16 protein-coding genes are annotated in these 20,782 nt (G+C 59.2%); 9 read left to right on the top strand and 7 right to left on the bottom strand.

Features of this window, described 5'->3' with window-relative positions; all coding sequences use genetic code 11:
• Positions 1–26: 26 nt before the first annotated feature.
• The 3 genes from galE to CFB10_RS18195 form a co-directional block, all read right to left on the bottom strand.
• The gene (galE, locus tag CFB10_RS18205) at positions 27–1,010 is read right to left on the bottom strand and encodes a UDP-glucose 4-epimerase GalE (RefSeq protein WP_020009945.1); all 984 of its coding nucleotides are present in this window, start codon (positions 1,008–1,010) and stop codon (positions 27–29) included.
• A 181-nt stretch (positions 1,011–1,191) separates the two neighbouring features.
• Positions 1,192–1,629: a hypothetical protein gene (locus CFB10_RS18200; protein WP_020009944.1), complete on the bottom strand. Its 438-nt coding sequence runs from the start codon at positions 1,627–1,629 to the stop codon at positions 1,192–1,194.
• A gap of 10 nt (positions 1,630–1,639) precedes the next feature.
• The gene (locus CFB10_RS18195; RefSeq protein WP_020009943.1) at positions 1,640–1,984 is read right to left on the bottom strand and encodes a YqjD family protein; all 345 of its coding nucleotides are present in this window, start codon (positions 1,982–1,984) and stop codon (positions 1,640–1,642) included.
• Positions 1,985–2,266: 282 nt separating this feature from the next.
• On the opposite strand from CFB10_RS18195, the gene nspC reads away from it, so the two are divergent.
• Positions 2,267–3,364, top strand: coding sequence for a carboxynorspermidine decarboxylase (gene nspC / locus CFB10_RS18190; RefSeq protein ID WP_020009942.1), 1,098 nt, complete (start codon positions 2,267–2,269; stop codon positions 3,362–3,364).
• A 59-nt stretch (positions 3,365–3,423) separates the two neighbouring features.
• Complete coding sequence (locus CFB10_RS18185; protein WP_020009941.1) at positions 3,424–4,662, top strand: saccharopine dehydrogenase family protein; 1,239 nt, start codon at positions 3,424–3,426, stop codon at positions 4,660–4,662.
• A 66-nt stretch (positions 4,663–4,728) separates the two neighbouring features.
• Here the strand turns inward: CFB10_RS18185 and CFB10_RS18180 are convergent, their stop codons facing one another.
• Positions 4,729–5,370, bottom strand: coding sequence for a TetR/AcrR family transcriptional regulator (locus tag CFB10_RS18180; RefSeq protein WP_020009940.1), 642 nt, complete (start codon positions 5,368–5,370; stop codon positions 4,729–4,731).
• A gap of 103 nt (positions 5,371–5,473) precedes the next feature.
• Between CFB10_RS18180 and CFB10_RS18175 the strand changes: the two genes are divergently transcribed.
• Entirely contained in the window at positions 5,474–5,923 is a 450-nt protein-coding gene (locus CFB10_RS18175) for a hypothetical protein (RefSeq protein WP_020009939.1), read from the top strand.
• A gap of 97 nt (positions 5,924–6,020) precedes the next feature.
• On the opposite strand, the gene CFB10_RS18170 is transcribed toward CFB10_RS18175, so the two are convergent.
• Positions 6,021–7,868 (bottom strand): DEAD/DEAH box helicase, encoded by a 1,848-nt coding sequence (locus tag CFB10_RS18170; protein ID WP_020009938.1) that lies wholly within the window; start codon positions 7,866–7,868, stop codon positions 6,021–6,023.
• Positions 7,869–8,258: 390 nt separating this feature from the next.
• On the opposite strand from CFB10_RS18170, the gene CFB10_RS18160 reads away from it, so the two are divergent.
• From CFB10_RS18160 to clpB, 6 genes are all read left to right on the top strand, one after another.
• Complete coding sequence (locus CFB10_RS18160) at positions 8,259–9,536, top strand: aspartate kinase (protein WP_003508761.1); 1,278 nt, start codon at positions 8,259–8,261, stop codon at positions 9,534–9,536.
• Between the two features lie 175 nt (positions 9,537–9,711).
• Positions 9,712–11,979 (top strand): phosphoenolpyruvate--protein phosphotransferase, encoded by a 2,268-nt coding sequence (gene ptsP / locus CFB10_RS18155; RefSeq protein WP_020009936.1) that lies wholly within the window; start codon positions 9,712–9,714, stop codon positions 11,977–11,979.
• A 29-nt stretch (positions 11,980–12,008) separates the two neighbouring features.
• Positions 12,009–13,088: a peptide chain release factor 1 gene (prfA, locus tag CFB10_RS18150; RefSeq protein WP_020009935.1), complete on the top strand. Its 1,080-nt coding sequence runs from the start codon at positions 12,009–12,011 to the stop codon at positions 13,086–13,088.
• Entirely contained in the window at positions 13,085–13,954 is an 870-nt protein-coding gene (prmC, locus tag CFB10_RS18145; RefSeq protein ID WP_020009934.1) for a peptide chain release factor N(5)-glutamine methyltransferase, read from the top strand. The genes prfA and prmC overlap by 4 nt, the downstream gene beginning before the upstream one ends.
• Positions 13,955–14,351: 397 nt before the next feature.
• On the top strand, positions 14,352–15,143 hold the full coding sequence (locus tag CFB10_RS18140) for a DUF4167 domain-containing protein (protein ID WP_020009933.1): 792 nt from the start codon (positions 14,352–14,354) through the stop codon (positions 15,141–15,143).
• A 367-nt stretch (positions 15,144–15,510) separates the two neighbouring features.
• Positions 15,511–18,135 carry an ATP-dependent chaperone ClpB gene (gene clpB, locus CFB10_RS18130; RefSeq protein ID WP_020009931.1) on the top strand — a complete coding sequence of 875 codons (2,625 nt, stop codon included), beginning with the start codon at positions 15,511–15,513 and terminating at the stop codon, positions 18,133–18,135.
• A 68-nt stretch (positions 18,136–18,203) separates the two neighbouring features.
• On the opposite strand, the gene CFB10_RS18125 is transcribed toward clpB, so the two are convergent.
• Both CFB10_RS18125 and CFB10_RS24145 read right to left on the bottom strand, forming a co-directional pair.
• Positions 18,204–20,150 carry a M23 family metallopeptidase gene (locus CFB10_RS18125; protein WP_020009930.1) on the bottom strand — a complete coding sequence of 649 codons (1,947 nt, stop codon included), beginning with the start codon at positions 20,148–20,150 and terminating at the stop codon, positions 18,204–18,206.
• Between the two features lie 314 nt (positions 20,151–20,464).
• A partial coding sequence (locus CFB10_RS24145; protein WP_210190111.1) for a hypothetical protein occupies positions 20,465–20,782 on the bottom strand: 318 nt, incomplete at its 5' end.

Raw genomic sequence — 20,782 nt, 5'->3', positions numbered from 1 at the left:
CTTTTTTGTATCTGGCCGCTGATTATTCAGTCACCGGCATTGCGGGAGGAATGCCACGCCCAGGCGGATCTGATGATATCGGACAGGGAATAACGCGGTTCCCAGCCCAGAACCTCTTTAGCCTTGTCATTATTGGCGACAAGCGTCGTGGAATCGCCGTCGCGACGTCCTGTATATTCAACGGGGAAGGGGCGGCCGGAAACTTCCGAAATCGCCGTCAGCAGTTCCTTCACTGTCGTTCCGGTGCCGGTCCCGAGGTTGAGTTCGACGGTTTCTCCGCCATCCAGCAGATAATCCACGGCCCGCACATGCGCATCGGCAAGGTCGAGAATGTGAATGTAGTCGCGCACGCAGGTGCCGTCGCGCGTGTCGTAATCCGTGCCGAACACCTTGAAGCCCTGACGCCTGCCGAGCGCCGCCTCGATGGCCAACGGGATCGCATGGGTTTCCGGCTTGTGCCACTCGCCGATGCGGCCCTCGAAATCCGCGCCTGCGGCATTGAAGTAGCGCAGCATGACGGAGCGCAGCCCCTTATAGGTGCTGTAATCCTTCAGCGCCTGCTCCACCACCCATTTGGTGCGGCCATAGGGGTTAATCGGCGCCTGCCGGTGCGTCTCGTCGATCGGCACCTGTTCCGGCAAACCGTAGGTGGCGCAGGTGGAGGAGAAAACGAATGACGTGACACCGGCATCAATGGCGGCGGAGAGCAGGTTGAGCGAGCCGATGACGTTGTTGTCGTAGAAAGCCACGGGCTGCTTGACCGATTCACCGACTTCGATCAGGGCGGCGAAGTGGAGAACGGCTTCCGGCCGGTGTTTGGCGAAGACTTCGTCCAGCCGCGCCCGGTCGCGAATATCGCCCTGTTCGAAGGGTCCCCAGCGGACGAATTCCTCATGGCCGTTGGACAGATTGTCGAAAACGACAGGTTCATATCCTCGCTCAGACAGGAGAAGGCAGGTGTGCGAACCGATATAGCCGGCACCGCCGACAACAAGGACTTTCTTCTTCATCAATCGCCTTTCAGAAAATTACGGACGCGCCGAGACTGCCCGAGACTGTATGTCACTTTGTTCAAATAAGGGCGGCGTGGCGCAGGACGCCATCAACCAGTCTATCCTTCGCGGGTAACATAAAAAAAACCGCGCATCCATGGTCTGGATGCGCGGTTTGTCTTGCCGTGTCGCCAAGAAATTACTTGGACTTTTTCGTATTGACCCTGGTGGCCAGAAAACCGGCCGCGACAGCGACGGCGAGCGTGGCATAGGGGCGTGCCTGGATCGCCAGCGTCAGCAGCGATTGCAGGGCCAGCGGTGCTGCGGCAAGCGGCGGCGCCGTCAAAGGTGCGACGGCCGGCCGTGCGGCATAGACCCTCGGGCGTTTGACGATCGCCAGCGCCACCAGCATGATGACGCTGAGCAGGAATGCCGTGCCGGCGACGACCAGCGCTGCGGGGCCTGCGCCTACATGCCGGGCAAGATAGATGGACCCCGCCACCACCGCGGCGATGAAGGCGATCAGAAAGAATATCCCGGTCAGAACCGACAGGATTATGGTCGCGCGCAATCGCCTTGTGACGACGCGGCCTTCGCGCTGGGTCTCCCCCAGATAGACCAGCAATGCCTCAAGCATGAGCTCGACCTTATCGACGCGTCAGAAGGGCGAGCACGAAACCGACGCCGACGGCGATGCCGAGCGATTGCAGCGGGTTCTTCTGGACGTGGTCGGTCAGATTGTCGTTCAGCGTGGAGATTTCGCTGCGGACGCTGTCGGCCATTTCGCCGGACGCGGTCAGCGCGTCATCGGCTACACGGGCTGCCTGCGCCTTCAGTTCGTGCGATGCTCCGACGCCGAGCGCCTTCACGCTCTTGGCAAGATTTGCCAGATCTTCGCGAAGCTGAGCGAGCTGCGCCGCCACGTCGGCTGCATCACCGTTTTCGAGGGATTGCTGGATCTTGTCATTTACGCTGCTACGCACGCTTGCCATAGGTGAAGTCCTTCCTGAACATCGTTTATGCGAATGGCGGCATGTTACAGACTGCCACCGCTCACGAACCTTCGTTACGGCGGCCGAAACACCCGCCTGTCCGCCATTCAAACGCGCCCATGCCGGCTTGGTTCCGCAAGGGAAGGTGTTTTCTTCACAAGCATTTCGGCTCGGGGGCAAATTTCCGGGAATTCGGTGCCGGACATTTGTTTTCCTGTCACAAGCATCATATAAGGCCCATCATCGAGACGTACCTTGACTTCAATCAATATGTGAAACGACATGCTCCAGACGCCCTATTACCTCATCGACAAGACAAAACTTCTTCGCAATATGGAGAAGATTGCCTATGTGCGGGAAAAATCCGGCGCCAAGGCGCTCTTGGCGCTGAAGTGCTTCGCCACATGGTCGGTGTTCGATTTCATGTCGAAATATATGGACGGCACGACCTCGTCGTCGCTTTATGAAGTCCGTCTCGGCCGCGAGAAATTCGGCGGCGAGACCCATGCCTATTCCGTCGCCTATGCCGATTATGAAATCGACGAGGTGATTGCCAATGCCGACAAGATCATCTTCAATTCGATCGGTCAGCTCGAGCGTTTCGCGGACAAGGCTTCCGGCATCACGCGCGGTCTGCGCCTCAACCCGCAGGTCAGCTCCTCGAGCTTCGATCTCGCCGATCCCGCCCGTCCCTTCAGCCGCCTCGGCGAATGGGATGTCGCCAAGGTCGACAAGGTCATGGACCGTATTTCCGGTTTCATGATCCACAACAATTGCGAAAACGGTGATTTCTCGCTGTTCGACCGCATGTTGACGCAGATCGAGGAAAAATTCGGATCGCTGTTGTCGCGTGCGGAATGGGTCAGCCTCGGCGGCGGCATTCATTTTACAGGCGACAATTATCCGCTCGACCAGTTCTGCGACCGTTTGCGCGCCTTCTCGGAAAAATACGGTGTGCAGGTCTATCTGGAGCCGGGCGAAGCCTCGATCACCAAGAGCACGACGCTGGAAGTGACGGTTCTCGACACGCTGTTCAACGGCAAGAACCTCGCCATCGTCGACAGCTCGATCGAAGCGCATATGCTTGATCTGCTGATCTACCGCGAAACCGCCAAGGTTTCTCCGAACGAGGGCGAGCATCCCTATATGGTCTGCGGCAAGTCCTGCCTCGCCGGCGATATTTTCGGCGACTTCCGCTTCGCCAAGGAGCTGAAGGTTGGCGATCGCATCTCCTTCCAGGATGCGGCCGGTTACACCATGGTCAAGAAGAACTGGTTCAACGGCGTGAAGATGCCGGCGATCGCCATCAAGGAACTCGACGGCACCGTGCGCGCCGTTCGTGAATTCGACTTTGCCGATTTCGAGCAAAGCCTGTCTTAAACCCTGTTTCAACATCCAACGAAGCTCATCCCTGCGGGGAAAAGGAGGCATCACCTGAAATGAAGAAGAACGTTCTGATCATCGGCGCCGGTGGCGTAGCACAGGTCGTGGCGCATAAATGCGCCCAGAACAGCGATGTATTGGGAGACATTCATATTGCGTCACGGACTTTGGAAAAGTGCCGCAAGATTGTCGAGTCCGTACGCGAAAAGAAGAGTCTCAAGACAGATGTGAAACTTGAGGCCCATGCGCTTGACGCGATGGATATCGAGGCGACGAAAGCCTTGATCAAAAAAACCGGCGTGGAAATCGTCATCAATGTCGGTTCGGCTTTCGTCAACATGTCCGTTCTTCGTGCCTGCATGGACACGGGTGTTGCCTATATGGATACGGCGATCCACGAGGATCCGACCAAGATTTGCGAAGCGCCGCCGTGGTACGGAAACTACGAGTGGAAGCGTGCCGCAGAATGCAAGGAAAAGGGCGTGACCGCCATTCTCGGCGTTGGTTTCGACCCCGGCGTGGTCAACGCCTATGCGCGTCTTGCCAAGGATGACTATTTCGACAAGGTCACCTCGGTCGATATCGTCGACATCAATGCCGGCAGCCACGGCCGCTGGTTCTCGACCAACTTCGATCCGGAAATCAACTTCCGCGAATTCACCGGTGTCGTTTATTCCTGGCAGAATGGCGAGTGGCAGACGAACCAGATGTTCGAAGTCGGCCAGGAATTCGACCTGCCTGTCGTCGGCAAGCAGAAGGCCTATATGACCGGCCACGACGAAGTCCATTCGCTGTCCAAGAACATGGACGGCGCCGATGTGCGCTTCTGGATGGGTTTCGGCGATCACTACATCAATGTCTTCACCGTGCTGAAGAACCTCGGCCTCCTGTCGGAGAAGCCGGTCAAGACGGCTGAAGGCCTTGAAGTCGTGCCGTTGAAGGTGGTGAAGGCCGTGCTACCCGATCCGTCTTCGCTGGCGCCCGATTATGTCGGCAAGACCTGCATTGGCGATATCGTCAAGGGTATCAAGGACGGCAAGGAACGCGAAGTCTTCATCTATAACGTGGCTGACCACAAGGAAGCCTATGAGGAAGTCGGCTCGCAGGGCATTTCCTACACCGCCGGCGTTCCCCCGGTCGCCGCCGCCATGCTGATTGCAACAGGCGAATGGGACGTGAAGCAGATGGCGAACGTTGAAGAACTGCCGCCGAAGCCGTTCCTCAACCTTCTGAACAAGATCGGTCTTCCGAACCGCATCAAGGACGAAAACGGCGACCGCGCGCTGACGTTCTGATCGATGGCGTTCTGATCTGTCGAGACAAAAAAGCCCCGCGAAAGCGGGGCTTTTTTAATGGCGACCTCAGCTTTTGGTGAGCTGCCTTATGAAGAGATGCAGCGTTTTATGCATTGCCTCCGAAGGGGGTTCTGCGCCATGCCATTCCGGAAAATGTCCATCGATTGCCATCCGGGCAAGGCCATAGACCAGTGCGCGAGCGCCCAGTACGAGCTGGTTGAGGTCGAGGCTTGGGGACAGCTGGCCGTTTTCGCGCGCCTGCGTCAGCAGGCTGATCATCAGTCGCCGGATGGCGTCATTCTGCTCACGCAAAATATCGGAAGAACTGAAGTCGATCAGCGTTCGGGAACTTATGACCTCGAAATGCGTCGGGTTGGCCAGCGCCCAGCGTAAATAACCGTGGCCAATAGCCTCAAAGATGACAAGTGGGGTCTCGTCGCCCGCCTGCGCTCTCGCGGTTTCGACGGATTCGGTCAGCCGGTTCATGGCCTGCTCCGCGACAGCTGTCATCAGTGCCGTTTTCGAACGGAAATGCCTGAATGGTGCTCCTGGGGAGACGCCCGCGCGCTTGGCCGCCTCGCGCACGGAGACGTTTTCAGCACCCCGCTCCTCGATGATGGCGATCGTCGCTGCGACAAGTTCATCGACAAGATTTCCGTGGTGGTAGGGCCTGGCTGGCCCCGTCTTTTTATCCTGGCGCTTTTCCATAGGTCTTTGGTTAGCACCGAACCCAGATGTAAGCACTGTTTATTTTCTTGTGTCGAAGTGAATCTTATGTAAGCATCGATTACATTGAGCTATGGAGATTTCAATGCTGCATTTGTTTTTAAGAATCACTCTCGTATTTTCATTCCTTCCGATCGCCGCCGCCCAGGCCGAGGAAAGCCCGAAGCTGGAAATCGTCTGGCCGAAGGCAGGCGATGTCATCGAATTGGGCGATGATCCGGAAGGCGCGATCGGCGTCGTCGTGAAAAGCAACTTCAAGCTGCTTCCCGGCGGGCAGTGCGGAGGAAACGGCCAATGCGGCCATGTGCACATGAAAATCGACCCTTCGGGCGATACATGCAACATTCCCGGCCGCGCCTATAACAGCATGAACAGCGACTTCGGCGGCGATCTCATCAAGGCCCGTTTTGGACATTGCCCAAGCCCGACCGGGCGGCATGTCATCGGCATTCTGCTGGCCAATGATCACCATCAGCCCGTTCTGCTAGACGGCAAGCCCGTGACGGCGCTTGTCGAAGTGACGACAAAAGACTGATCCGTGGGAGCGGTGTCCACACCGCAGCTTGGCACAATAAAAAAGGTCCCGTGCAAACGGGACCTTTGTCTTGAAAATTCTGAAAGCGGGTGAGTCTTCAACCCTTTGTCGGCTTCGGCCCACGCTTTTCGAAAGGTCTGTCTTTCTTGCCTTCGAATTTCGGCTTGTCGCCGAAGGCCTTTTTCTTTTTCCAGGGCTTGTCTTCAGCCTTGCGGTCATCGCGCGGCGCGCCTGCATTGTCCGATTTGGAGAATTTGCGCTGGGCCTTGGCCGGGCGGGTGTCTTCGCGGACATTGCCGGTCATTTCCGGCTTGCCTTCGAGCGCCTTCAGGCGAATGCCCTTCTCAAGCATCATGTCCTTGCCGATGGCGGAGGTGAAACGGTCGACGGCATCGGCCGCCAGTTCCACGAAGGTCTCCGTCTGCTGCATGCGGATGGCGCCGATATCCTGACGGGTGATCTTGCCGAAACGGCAGAGCATGGGGATGAGCCAGCGCGGCTCGGCGCTCTGCTTGCGGCCGACGGACAGCGAAAACCATGCGCTGTCGGAGAAGTCCGACCGTTCGCGGCGCGGCGCATTGTTTTCGACCGGTTCGAAACTGTCGCGGCGCGGTTTGCGGGTATTGTCCAGCGCGACTTCCGTGATGTCCTCCGGAGCGGAGCGTCCGGCATGGTAAAGACGCACGAAGGCGGCGGCGACTTTCTCCGCACCGTGCTGCTCGAGCAGCTGGGTGACGAAATCGCGTTCGTCCTCGGCGACGGCCTCGGTCAGCGAAGGATCGGCCAGAAGACGGGCGCCGTCGCGCTCGACGATTTCTTCAACGGACGGCGGGCGAACCCATGCCGCGCTGACCTTGGCGCCTTCGAGAAGGCGTTCTGCCTTGCGGCGCTGGTTGATCGGCACCACGACGGCGCTGACGCCCTTCTGTCCGGCACGGCCGGTGCGGCCGGAACGGTGGAGAAGCGTTTCCGAATTGGTCGGCAGGTCGGCGTGGATGACGAGTTCGAGACCCGGCAGGTCGATGCCGCGTGCGGCAACGTCGGTCGCCACGCAAACACGGGCGCGGCCGTCACGCATGGCCTGCAGCGCGTGGGTGCGCTCGTTCTGGGTGAGCTCACCGGAGAGCGCCACGACCGAAAAGCCGCGATTGTTCAAGCGGGCCGTCAGATGGTTGACGGCAGCGCGGGTGGAGCAGAATACGATGGCGTTGCGGGCTTCGTAAAAACGCAGCGCGTTGATGATGGCGTTCTCGCGGTCCGCACCCGTCACCAGCAGGGCGCGATATTCGATATCTACATGCTGCTTCTGTTCGGAAGCGGTGGCGATGCGCACGGCATTTTTCTGGTAACTTTCGGCAAGCTTGGCGATGCTGCGCGGAACGGTGGCCGAGAACATCAGCGTGCGGCGATCGTCGGGCGATTCTTCCAGAATGAATTCCAGATCTTCGCGGAAACCGAGGTCGAGCATCTCGTCGGCTTCGTCAAGCACAACCGCACGGATGGAGGACAGATCAAGTGCATTGCGCTTGATGTGGTCGCAGAGACGACCGGGCGTGCCGACGACGATGTGCGCGCCGCGCTCCAGCGCCCGCCGCTCATTGCGGATGTCCATGCCGCCAACGCAGGAGGCAATGGAAACACCGGCAAACTCATAAAGCCATTCCAGCTCGCGCTTGACCTGCATGGCCAGTTCGCGGGTCGGTGCAATGGCAAGCGCCAGCGGTGCGGAAGCCTGACCGAAACGGGTGTTTTCCGAAAGCAGCGTGGTCGCGAGCGCGATGCCGAAGGCGACCGTCTTGCCGGAACCGGTCTGGGCGGAAACCAGCGCGTCCTTGTCGGCGAGTTCCGGCGACAGCATCGCCTGCTGCACGGGGGTCAAGTCTTTGTAGCCGCGTTTTTCCAACGCCTGCGCGATCGCCGGGGCGATACCCTGGGTGTCTGTCATCTACCGTCTTTCGGATATGAAGCTGCCCGCATCCGCCCGAAACCAATAGGTCCTAAAGTCTCCGGGGCAGCCGATACAGGCCATTTCGGCCATCTGGCCGGTTGCATTGCCGCGCTCATACTGCGAATGGGCCCGTTTGTACAGTGCACTGCGGTACGCTCTTTTGTGGGTGCTTTATCCCGCCGGCGCTTCATCCCGCTATTGTCCGATGCTCACGCTCCCGAAAAAGGCGTACCGCATGGTTCATAAACGGCATTGCGTGCCCCCCGCCTTTTCGCTAAGAGACCCGCAACTTGAGGCTCTTTGTCAGGAAGGGCCGACTGGGTTTGTTCTTGTCCGTCCGTCTCCTGAAGGAGGCGGCGGGAAAATGGGATGGTACTGGTCAAGGCTATGGCTCGCATTGTCATGAAATTCGGCGGCACGTCCGTCGCGAACCTCGAACGCATTCACAATGTCGCACGGCATGTGAAACGCGAAGTGGATGCCGGCCATGAAGTGGCCGTGGTCGTTTCCGCCATGTCCGGCAAAACCAATGAGCTGGTGGACTGGGTGCAGAACGCAGCCAAGGTCGCCGGCGCCAACGCCGCCTCCTTTTTCGACGCGCGCGAATATGACGCGGTCGTCGCATCCGGCGAACAGGTGACATCGGGTCTTCTGGCTATCACGCTGCAATCCATGGGCATCAATGCGCGCTCCTGGCAGGGCTGGCAGATCCCGATCCGCACCGACAATGCGCATGGCGCCGCCCGCATTCTCGAGATCGACGGTTCGGATATCGTCCACCGCATGGGCGAAGGCCAGGTTGCCGTCGTTGCCGGCTTCCAGGGCATCGGTCCGGACAACCGCATCGCGACGCTCGGCCGCGGCGGCTCGGACACATCAGCCGTTGCAATCGCCGCCGCCGTCAAGGCGGATCGCTGCGACATCTACACTGACGTCGATGGCGTTTACACCACCGATCCGCGCATCGAGCCGAAGGCTCGCCGCATGAAGAAGATCGCCTTCGAGGAAATGCTCGAAATGGCGTCTCTCGGCGCGAAGGTTCTGCAGGTTCGCTCGGTCGAGCTTGCCATGGTACACAAGGTGCGCACCTTCGTTCGCTCCAGTTTCGAGGATCCCGATGCGCCGGGCATGGGCGACCTCATCAACCCGCCCGGTACTTTGATTTGTGACGAGGATGAAATCGTGGAACAGGAAGTCGTAACCGGCATCGCCTATGCCAAGGATGAAGCACAGATCTCGCTGCGCCGCGTGGCCGACCGTCCGGGCGTCTCGGCCGCGATCTTCGGGCCGCTCGCCGAAGCGCATATCAACGTCGACATGATCGTGCAGAACATCTCCGAAGACGGTTCGCGCACCGACATGACCTTCACCGTTCCCTCGGGCGATGTCGCCAAGGCTCTGAAGGTTCTGGATGACAACAAGGCCCAGATCGGCTTTGACGTCGCGCAGAACGAAACGGGTCTCGCCAAGGTGTCTGTCATCGGTATCGGCATGCGCAGCCATGCGGGCGTGGCCGCCAGCGCCTTCAAGGCGCTCGCCGAGAAGAACATCAACATCAAGGCCATCACCACTTCCGAAATCAAGATTTCGATCCTGATCGACGGCGCCTATGCCGAACTTGCCGTTCGCACTTTGCATTCCGCCTACGGTCTCGATAAGGCTTGAACCCGAGACATCGGTTCCCGATGCTCCGATTCTTCGGAGTTGCGTTCTTCCGATGTGGCGTTTCATGAAAGCGTGTCCCTTGCGGGACGCGCTTCTCTCGCTATAAATTTTTAAATGACGTTTTGATTCCCGAATATTATGACATTCGGATCGGAAGCGTCGGGGAGCAAACGCGATGAGAGACCTTTCCGCAGGTCCACGCGTCCTGCTCAAGCGGCTGCGCGAAATGATGGCGGAGCACCTTGAGCCGCAGGACCGCCTGGACCAGATCGTTCGCCAGATTGCCAGCAACATGGTGGCGGAGGTTTGCTCGGTCTATGTGCTGCGCTCCGACAGCGTGCTGGAGTTGTACGCGACAGAAGGTCTCAACAAGGATGCCGTGCATCTTGCCCAGCTGAAAATGGGGCAGGGTCTTGTCGGCACCATTGCCGCTTCTGCCCAACCTCTCAATCTTTCCGATGCGCAGGCGCATCCCGCTTTCCGCTATCTTCCTGAAACCGGTGAGGAAATTTATCATTCCTTCCTCGGCGTGCCGATTTTGCGCTCCGGTCGCACTCTTGGCGTTCTTGTGGTCCAGAACAAGGCCAGCCGAACATACCGGGAGGATGAAGTGGAAGCGCTTGAGACAACCGCGATGCTCATTGCCGAAATAGTGGCGAGCGGCGAGTTGAAAAAGATCACCCGTCCCGGCGTCGAGCTGGACCTGACGCGCGCCGTTTCCATCGATGGCGACGCTTATGGCGAAGGCATCGGCCTCGGCCATGTCGTGCTGCACGATCCGCGAATCGTCGTCACCAATCTTTTGAACGAGGATGCGGATACGGAAATCCGGCGTCTTGCCGATGCCATCGGTTCGCTTCGCCTGTCGATCGACGACATGTTGCAACGCCGCGACGTGCCGACCGAAGGGGAGCACCGCGAGGTTCTCGAAACCTATCGCATGTTCGCCCACGATCAGGGCTGGGTGCGGCGCATGGAAGAGGCGATCCGCAACGGCCTGACGGCGGAAGCGGCGGTCGAGAAGGTGCAGAGCGACACCAAGGCGCGCATGATGCGGCTCACCGATCCCTATCTTCGCGAGCGCATGCATGATTTCGACGATCTCGCCAACCGGCTGCTGCGCCAGCTGATCGGTTTCGGCGGGCGTGGTCCCGAGCAGGATTTCCCGCTCGACGCCATCGTGCTTGCCCGCGCCATGGGTGCCGCCGAACTCTTGGATTATCCGCGTGAGAAATTGCGCGGTCTTGTGCTTGAGGACGGCGCGGTGACGAGCCATGTCGTCATCGTGGCGCGCGCCATGGGCATTCCGATCATCGGGCAGGCGACGGGCATCGTCGCACTTGCTGAAAATAACGACCCCATCATCATCGATGGTGATGACGGTCAGGTGCATCTGCGTCCGATGTCGGATTTGCAGCGCGCCTATGAGGAAAAAGTTCGCCTGCGCGCCAAGCGGCAGGAGCAGTTCCGCGCGCTTCGTAATGTCGAGCCGATCACCAAGGATGGCCAGAAGGTCAACTTGAAGATGAATGCGGGCCTTCTCGTGGACCTGCCGCAGCTGGAGGAATCCGGTGCCGATGGCATCGGCCTTTTCCGCACCGAGCTGCAATTCATGATCGCCTCCAACATGCCGAAGGGCGAGGAGCAGGAGGCTTTTTACCGCTCCGTTCTGCGGCAGGCGAAGGGAAAAAGCGTCACCTTCCGCACGCTGGATATCGGCGGCGACAAGGTCGTTTCCTATATGCGCGGCCAGGAAGAGGAAAACCCGGCGCTTGGCTGGCGGGCGATCCGCCTGTCGCTCGACAGGCCGGGCCTGATGCGCACGCAGATGCGCGCGCTGCTGCGCGCCGCCTCCGGTGCTGAATTGCGCATGATGCTGCCGATGGTGACGGAAGTGTCCGAAATCCGCGCCGCGCGTGATCTTCTGCAGAAAGAAGTGCAGCATCTTTCGAAGTTCAGCCACGCGCTGCCGAAAAAGCTGCAATTCGGCGCCATGCTGGAAGTGCCCTCGCTGATGTGGCAGCTCGATGAGCTGATGCAGGAGGTGGATTTCGTCTCCGTCGGTTCGAACGATCTGTTCCAGTTCTCGATGGCGGTCGATCGCGGCAATGCGCGTGTTTCGGATCGTTTCGATAATCTGGGCAAGCCGTTCCTGCGCATTCTGCGCGATATCGTGCGCGCTGGCGAAAGGCACCACACTTCGGTGACGCTGTGCGGTGAAATGGCGAGCAAGCCGCTTTCGGCCATGGCGTTGATTGGTCTTGGTTTCCGTTCGGTTTCGATGTCGCCGACGGCGATCGGCCCCGTGAAGGCCATGCTGCTCGGGCTTGATGCCGCGCGCCTTGCCGATGAGCTGAATGCGGCGCTGGACGATCACAATTCGCTGGAAAGCGCGCGCGAGGTGTTGTTACGCTTTGCGGCGACGCATTCCATTCCCATTTAAAAAGACCTGTTTCAATATTGGAGTGACTGGTGGCGAAGCTTCCCGTCGAAAAAATGCGCGAGTTGGAAAGACGTTTCGGCGAGATCGAAGCGCGTATGTCGGCCGGGCCTGCAGCGGATGTTTATGTGAAGCTGGCTTCGGAATATTCCGAACTCGAGCCGGTGGTGAAGAAAATCCGCGAATACGAGAAGGCGGTTTCCGAGGCCGCCGATCTCGAGGCGTTGCTTGCTGACAAGACGACGGACAAGGATATGCGCGACCTGGCGGAAATGGAGCTGCCGGAAATCGAGACCCGAATCGGCGAACTTGAAAAGGACATGCAGGTTCTGCTGCTGCCGAAGGATGCGGCGGACGAAAAAAGCGCGATCCTTGAAATCCGCGCCGGTACGGGAGGGTCCGAGGCCGCACTTTTCGCCGGTGATCTCTTCCGCATGTATGAGCGCTTCGCATCGACCAAGGGCTGGAAGGTGGAAGTGCTTTCCGCCAGCGAGGGTGAAGCGGGCGGCTACAAGGAAATCATCGCCACGATCAGCGGGCGAGGGGTATTTTCCAAGCTGAAATTCGAATCCGGCGTACACCGGGTGCAGCGTGTGCCGGAAACGGAAGCGAGCGGCCGTATCCATACCTCGGCCGCCACGGTTGCCGTGCTGCCGGAAGCGGAAGACATCGATGTCGAAATTCGCCCGGAAGACATTCGCATCGATACGATGCGCGCTTCGGGCGCCGGCGGCCAGCACGTCAACACCACCGACTCCGCCGTTCGTATCACCCATCTGCCGACGGGGCTTATCGTCACCAGTTCGGAGAAATCCCAGCATCAGAACCGCGCCAAGGCCATGCAGGTTCTGCGCTCGCGGCTTTACGATATCGAACGCCAGAAAGTGGAGAGCGAACGTTCGGCCGACCGCAAGAGCCAAGTGGGTTCCGGCGACCGCTCCGAGCGCATCCGTACCTATAATTTCCCGCAGGGCCGCGTCACCGATCACCGCATCAACCTCACGCTCTACAAGCTTGACCGGATGATCGAGGGCGAAATCGATGAACTTGTGGACGCGCTGATCGCCGATTATCAGGCCGGTCAGCTTGCCCAGCTCGGCGAGCAGCTTTGAGCACGGCGGGCGAAGCGAGCGTTGCAAGCGTGCTTGCCGCCGCCCGCAAAAGGCTGCAGGCGGCAGGGATCGAAGACCCGCTTCTCGATGCACGGCTCCTGATTGCGGAGGTCATCGATTTTTCATTGACCGATTTCGTGATGAAGCCTGATCGCGCCGTTACGCCGGAAGAAAGCGCCCGTATCGCCGCCATGATCGGAAGGCGGGCAAATGGCGAACCCGTTCACCGCATTCTCGGCCACCGGGAATTTCATGGCCTCGATCTTCTTCTGTCAAAGGAGACGCTCGAACCCCGGCCGGATACGGAAGTTCTGGTCGACACGCTGTTGCCGGCGCTGAAGAAAGCCATCTCCGCCAAGGGCAGCGCCCGCATTCTCGACATGGGCACCGGCACGGGCGCGATCTGTCTGGCGCTGTTGAAAGAATGCCCCGACGCCACCGGCATCGGCAGCGATATTTCCGCCGATGCGCTGGAAACGGCGGCCAGGAATGCGGCCCGAAATGACCTTGGCGCGCGCTTTGAGACCATACGCAGCAACTGGTTTGAAAAAATCTCCGGCAGCTTTGACATAATTGTGTCGAATCCGCCTTATATAAGAACTGATATCGTAGCAACGCTTGACCAAGAGGTTCGTAACCACGATCCGATGGCGGCGCTGGACGGAGGTCAGGACGGCCTTGCACCGTACCGCCTCATCGCTGCCGATGCAGGCCGCTTTCTTGTGGAAAACGGGATTGTCGGTGTGGAGATCGGTTTCGATCAAAGGCTTGATGTTTCCGCTATATTTGCTTCCCACGGCTTCTCTCTTCTGGACGCCGTGAAGGATTATGGCGGTAACGACAGAGTTTTGACGTTCCGAAGATAGTTGTTCGCGATATGTCTGCGGATTTTTTGCAAGGATATTTTGCACAGCAAAAGAAAAGGCTTGGATTTCCGCAGGAAGCGGGATAGTTTGCGGCCACATGCCGGGTGGCTGAGGACGAACACAGATTCGTCAGGGTATGGGTCAGTCCCGAAGCGGGTTCTTTTTGAGAGCCCTGAAAGGCTGGGCGTTTCCGGCATGTGAATCAGTAAACTTTGTTCGCAGGCGGCTCGGTGCAGCATTTGCGCAGCCGGTCGTCATACGCGAGGTCTTGTCCCGGGGTTATCTTCGGCAAGGCGCGTGATGGAGCAATTTCAGGAAAAATTTCCAGCGGTTTTCCGCCCGGAATTGCATGAAAACAACCAGATTGTCAGCAAAACAGAATTCAGGTGAGCAATTGATGAGGCCAGGACAGCAAAACAAGCGCGGCCGGGGGCGTGGAAGCAACAACAATAACAATGGTGGCGGTAACAACAACAACTTCAACCGCAAGGGCGGCAACCCGCTCACCAGGACTTATGACAGCTCCGGCCCCGATGTTAAAATCCGTGGCACAGCCCAGCACATAGCGGAAAAATACGCGGCTCTGGCGCGTGACGCGCAGAGTTCCGGCGACCGCGTGATCGCTGAGAACTATCTGCAGCACGCTGAACATTATAACCGCATCATCGCTTCGGCTCAGGCCCAGATGCAGGAACGCTTCCAGCGCGACGACCGCGGCGAATATAGCGCTGCCGATGGCGACGATATGGATGTGAATGACGGCGATGAAGGCGTCGCTGCACCGCAGCAGCAGGCCGAACAGGTCGAGCGCGCGCAGCAGCCCGAACGTCAGGAGCGTACTGAGCGGAACGAACCGCGCCAGGAGCGTCGTGAGCGTCCGGACCGCCGCGAGCGGCAGGAACGTCAGCCGCGCCAGCCGCAGGTGGCCGCCGAACAGCAGCCGCCGGTTTACGACGCCAGCCAGGCGCCGCAGCCGGTCATCGAAGGCACTCCCATGGAAGTAGCCGTCGAGGAAGAGCAGCAGCAGGCGGAAGCTCCGGCGGCTGAACGCGCACCGAAGACGCGCCGTGCAACTGGCCCGCGCCCGCGCCGCCCGCGCCGCACCGCCGCTGCGGAAGGCGCCGAAGGCGAAGATGCGCCGGCCGGTGACGACGCTGCACCTGCCACGCTTGAGAACGCTGCCGAATAAGCAGCTTCTGCAAACCACTCTGCGATCGAAAAACTCCGGCTTGCCGGAGTTTTTTGTTTTTGCCGATTGGCTATGAACATTCCGCTGGCAGACGGCGTGGATTTCACGCGGCGAATTGACGCCTGTCAGTTCGTATGAAAATTTCCCGGACGGTGGATTTTCTCCCCTTTAAACCGATGAAAATGCCTCCCATATTCGTGCAGGAAGGACGGAAGCCGCATTCGCCGGCAACCGACCTTCAAGAGGCGGCGATCGTGAAATCCTTTGAACACGGCTGTCGTAGCGGGGCTTGCCTTTTGAGGGAGCCTCAACCCTAACACCCGGAGCCGTGCCGAAAGCGGGCGGGCCGGTCTATGGAGGTTTGACTATGAATATTGAAAAATACTCCGAGCGCGTTCGTGGTTTTCTGCAATCGGCGCAGACTTTTGCGCTTGCCGAAAATCATCAGCAGTTTTCGCCCGAACACGTTCTGAAGGTTCTGCTCGATGACGAGCAGGGCATGGCGGCATCGCTGATCGAGCGCGCCGGCGGCAGCGCCAAGGAAGCGCGTCTTGCCAATGATGCGGCGCTTGCGAAATTGCCCAAGGTTTCCGGCGGAAATGGCGGCCTTTCGCTCACCGCGCCGCTCGCCAAAGTGTTCTCGACCGCGGAAGATATTGCCAAGAAGGCCGGCGACAGTTTTGTCACCGTCGAGCGTCTTCTGCAGGCGCTTGCGATTGAAAGCTCCGCTTCCACCTCGGCTTCCCTGAAGAAGGCGGGTGCGACGGCGCAGGCGCTCAATCAGGTCATCAATGATATCCGAAAGGGCCGCACGGCTGACAGCGCCAATGCCGAACAGGGCTTTGACGCGCTGAAGAAGTTTGCGCGCGACCTGACGGAAGAAGCCCGCGAAGGCAAGCTCGATCCGGTGATCGGTCGTGACGACGAAATCCGTCGCACTATCCAGGTCCTGTCGCGCCGTACCAAGAATAACCCCGTGCTGATCGGGGAACCGGGCGTCGGTAAAACGGCGATTGCCGAAGGTCTTGCGCTGCGCATCGTCAACGGCGATGTGCCCGAAAGCCTGAAGGACAAGAAGTTGATGGCGCTCGATATGGGCGCGCTGATTGCCGGTGCGAAATATCGCGGTGAGTTTGAAGAACGTCTGAAGGCTGTGCTCAATGAGGTGCAGGCCGAAAACGGCGGCATCATCCTGTTCATCGATGAGATGCACACGCTGGTCGGCGCCGGCAAGGCCGATGGCGCGATGGATGCGTCCAACCTCTTGAAGCCTGCGCTTGCCCGCGGTGAGCTGCACTGCGTCGGCGCCACCACGCTCGATGAATACCGCAAGCATGTGGAAAAGGATCCGGCCCTTGCCCGCCGTTTCCAGCCTGTGCTGGTGGATGAGCCGACCGTTGAGGACACGATCTCGATCCTGCGCGGGTTGAAGGAAAAATACGAACAGCACCACAAGGTCCGTATCTCGGATTCGGCCCTGGTTGCGGCTGCGACGCTTTCCAACCGTTACATCACTGACCGCTTCCTGCCCGACAAGGCAATCGACCTGATGGACGAAGCCGCTTCGCGTCTTCGCATGCAGGTGGATTCCAAGCCGGAAGAACTGGACGAGTTGGATCGCCGCATCATTCAGCTGAAGATCGAACGCGAAGCCTTGAAGCAGGAGACGGACCAGTCCTCCGCCGACCGCCTCAAGAAGCTCGAGGACGAGTTGGCCGATACGGAAGAAAAGGCGGATGCGCTGACGGCCCGCTGGCAGGCGGAAAAGCAGAAGCTCGGTCACGCCGCAGACCTGAAGAAGCGGCTGGACGAAGCCCGCAACGAACTGGCGATCGCCCAGCGCAACGGCCAGTTCCAGCGCGCCGGCGAGCTGACCTATGGCATCATTCCCGGCCTCGAAAAGGAACTGGCTGCGGCGGAAGCCCGCGACAGCAGCGGTGTCGGTTCGATGGTTCAGGAGGTTGTCACGGCCGATAACATCGCCCATGTCGTTTCCCGCTGGACGGGCATTCCGGTCGACAAGATGCTGGAAGGTCAGCGCGAAAAACTGCTGCGCATGGAAGACGAGCTTGCCAAGTCCGTTGTCGGGCAGGGCGAGGCCGTTCAGGCGGTGTCGAAAGCGGTGCGTCGTTCGCGCGCCGGCCTTCAGGATCCCAACCGGCCGATCGGTTCGTTCATCTTCCTCGGCCCGACGGGTGTCGGCAAGACCGAGCTGACCAAGTCCTTGGCCCGCTTCCTGTTCGACGACGAAACCGCGATGGTTCGCCTCGACATGTCGGAATATATGGAGAAACACTCCGTTGCCCGGCTGATCGGCGCACCTCCCGGCTATGTCGGTTACGAAGAGGGCGGCGCCCTGACGGAAGCGGTTCGCCGCCGGCCCTACCAGGTCGTGCTGTTCGACGAGATCGAAAAAGCGCATCCGGATGTGTTCAACGTCCTCTTGCAGGTGCTGGACGATGGCCGCCTGACGGACGGCCAAGGCCGCACCGTCGATTTCAAGAACACCATCATCATCATGACCTCGAACCTCGGTTCGGAATTCATGACGCAGATGGGCGACAATGACGATGTTGATTCGGTTCGTGATCTGGTGATGGAGCGGGTCCGGTCGCATTTCCGGCCGGAATTCCTCAATCGTATCGACGATATCATCCTCTTCCACCGCCTGAGGCGGGATGAGATGGGTGCCATCGTCGAAATCCAGCTGAAGCGGCTCATCTCGCTGCTTGGCGATCGCAAGATTTCGCTCGAGCTGGATGAGGATGCCCGCAACTGGCTTGCCAATAAGGGTTACGATCCGGCTTATGGCGCGCGTCCGCTGAAGCGGGTGATCCAGAAGGCTGTTCAGGACAGGCTTGCCGAAATGATCCTCGGCGGCGAAGTTCCTGACGGTTCACGGGTCAAGGTAACCTCGGGCACCGATCGGCTGCTGTTCAAGGTCAAACCCGCAAAGGGTGAGACCGAAGCTGAAACGGCCGATGCAGCATAAAACGAAAGGGCTCCGGAAACGGAGCCCTTTTCATTTGGTAGCTTTTCGGGCCGTAAAGGTCCGGCGAATTACCGGCTCGCCACCTGATTGGGCTTTTCGTCAATATTCAGCAGATTGTCGATACGTTTTCTCTCGTCGGAGAACCGCGCGAGCGCGTCGCCGGAAAGCGACTTGCCGCCCGGCAGGCGCACCTTCATCGCGTCCACCTTGGTGCCGTTGACGATCAGCTCGTAATGCAGATGTGCGCCGGTCGAAAGGCCGGTCGATCCCACATAACCGATGACCTGGCCCTGCCGGACCTTTGAGCCTTCGGTGACACCCTTGGCGATGGCGCTCTGGTGGTTATAGGAAGAGACGTAGCCATTGGCGTGGCGGATCAGCGTCTGGTTGCCGTAACCCGAGGCCCATCCGGCCTTCTCGACGGTGCCGTTACCCGTCGCGATGATCGGCGTACCGCGGGCGGCGGCCCAGTCGGTGCCGGTGTGCATGCGGCTGAATTTCAAAACCGGGTGGCGGCGCATTCCGAAACCTGACGTCATGCGGCCGTTTGGAACGGGGTTGCGCAACAGGAACTGCCGGATGCTTTTGCCGTTCTCGTCGAAATAATCGATGCTGTTGTCATCAGGATTCTGGAACCGGTAAAAACGTGTCTCGTTGTCGCCGAACTTGGCGTTGACATAGAGCAGTTCCGACTTGTCCGTCGCCTTGCCATCCGCGTCTTCCACGGAGAAGAAGGCTTCCAGCGTATCGGCCGGCTTGAGCTGCGCCTGAAAATCGACGCTGCTGGCCAGAAGCTTGATGAGCTGGGAAACCATGCTCTGGTTCATGCCGTAAGCCAGGGCCGCACGGTAGACCCCGTCATAAACGCTCGGCAGATCGCGACCTGCGGCAGGTGCCGGGGTGCTGTCGAAGGCGGTCGCCACCGCGTCGAGCTTCGGCGGTTCGCTGGCCTTGATGAAACGCTTGTGGTCATCAATGGCCATGGTGACCATGTGGCGACCCTTGCGGTAAAGGCTCACGCGCACGATGTCGCTCTTGTCGTCTTCCTGAATAATGCCGACGCGCAGCACATCGCCGCTTTCGACATTGTTCGACTGTAGTTGCGGCGAGAGCAGGCCTGCGATTTCCGACGATTGCGCCTTCGAATAACCAGCGCCGAACAGGGCGGCCTCGATGGTCTCGGTCTGGCGGGCAGGGATCACGTCGTCGGCATATTCCTTGACGGGCACCGAGGCTGACTGCGGGGTCGAAACCGACATGTTCTGTTCAACGACGCGGGCCGCGAGGCCGGCGGTGATATCGACATCGCCTTCATCATTATCGAAACGGCGGGGGTCGATGTAATAGAGCGCGGCCAGCTGTTCGTTGCCATCCGTCAGGATCGAGCCGTTCGAACGTACCGCTTCCTCAACCTCGTCGAAGCTCAGGGAGCCGGCGAAGGGGTATTTGGAGTGCTGAACGGGGAAGGCGACCGTCTTCAGGCTGACTTCGGATTCGACCTCGGAGCCGTAGATCGTTCCAGTCCGGCTTGGTGCGGGCGCCGATGCGTCCTTGTCCTCGTTGCTCGCGAAAATATTCAGGGGATCGAAGGCGGGATAATCGTCTTGCTTGGCGTAATTTGCCGCCAGCGGAATCTTGACGTGGGAGAAGGGGACCTTGCGGACCACCTCCTTGTCGCCTTCATTGATAACGGTGGAGACTTCCATGATCGACCGGTCGGATGGCCGGGCCGCGATATTCGGTGCGATGAGGCGTGTGCCCCGACGGGCGGCTTCCGTGGCGTTGTTGCCCATATCCGCCTTGGCGAAGGCTTCGGCGGGAATGGCAAGCTGCTGGCGGCCGTCGAGAGCGGCAAACAGCGCCACGCCCATCAATATGGAAGAGGTAATGCCGGTTAGGAACGTGCCGGAAAGCCATCGCAGTGAAATTTCGCGGCGATCGGGTGCACGGCGTCCTTCCGCCAGAATTGGCGGTTCTGTGCCTAGCGACCGGATCACATTGCGATCCGCAGTCATACCAGCTGTGCCCCGTCGGTCATGCGCTCTCCAGAAACTTCAGGCGAAGGTGTGCAACTTTCAAAGCCGTGAGTCAAATCGGTCGACGCACCGGCGGATATGACGCAACAGCCCATATAAGGACACGCGCAGGCGTGTCTCGTATTAACGTTTCGTTGGCAAAGCAATTAGCGAGGAAGGGGGCTAAAAGAAGGCGCAAGACGCGCCTTGCCGCCCGGGCCCCTGTTCTCCTGTGCAAAACCACAGGCGCGGTGGGGCGGTTTTATGTTGATCGGCCGGTGAAAACGAAATTCCCTTTTAGAATCAGTAATCTGTCACATTTCTTGATTTTTTTGATATTGCTGTGTTGACTTGTTTGAGGGTGTGGATTTATAAGTCCGCTCACTGAACGAGGGCGGCGGCGCTGCTGGCGACGACGACTTTCGTTCTAAAGAAATCAGGATGATGAGCTGAATGCTTGTTTGTTTCCAATGGCTTGATGCTTTTGGGGTTTGATTTTGTGACTGTTTGATGCGGTCTGTTTTTTGACAATTGAATATGAGAAGAAAGAGAAACGTGGGCGGCGAAGCTTGCGGGGTCTGGAGAGATTTGGACCCTAGTGAATAGACTTTGACGGTCACGTTTTGAACAAG

The organism is Agrobacterium sp. 719_389, from assembly GCF_900188475.1.
GTDB lineage: Bacteria > Pseudomonadota > Alphaproteobacteria > Rhizobiales > Rhizobiaceae > Agrobacterium > Agrobacterium radiobacter.
Note: the sequence above shows the minus strand (reverse complement) of the source record. Positions and strands in the feature narration are given on the sequence as shown.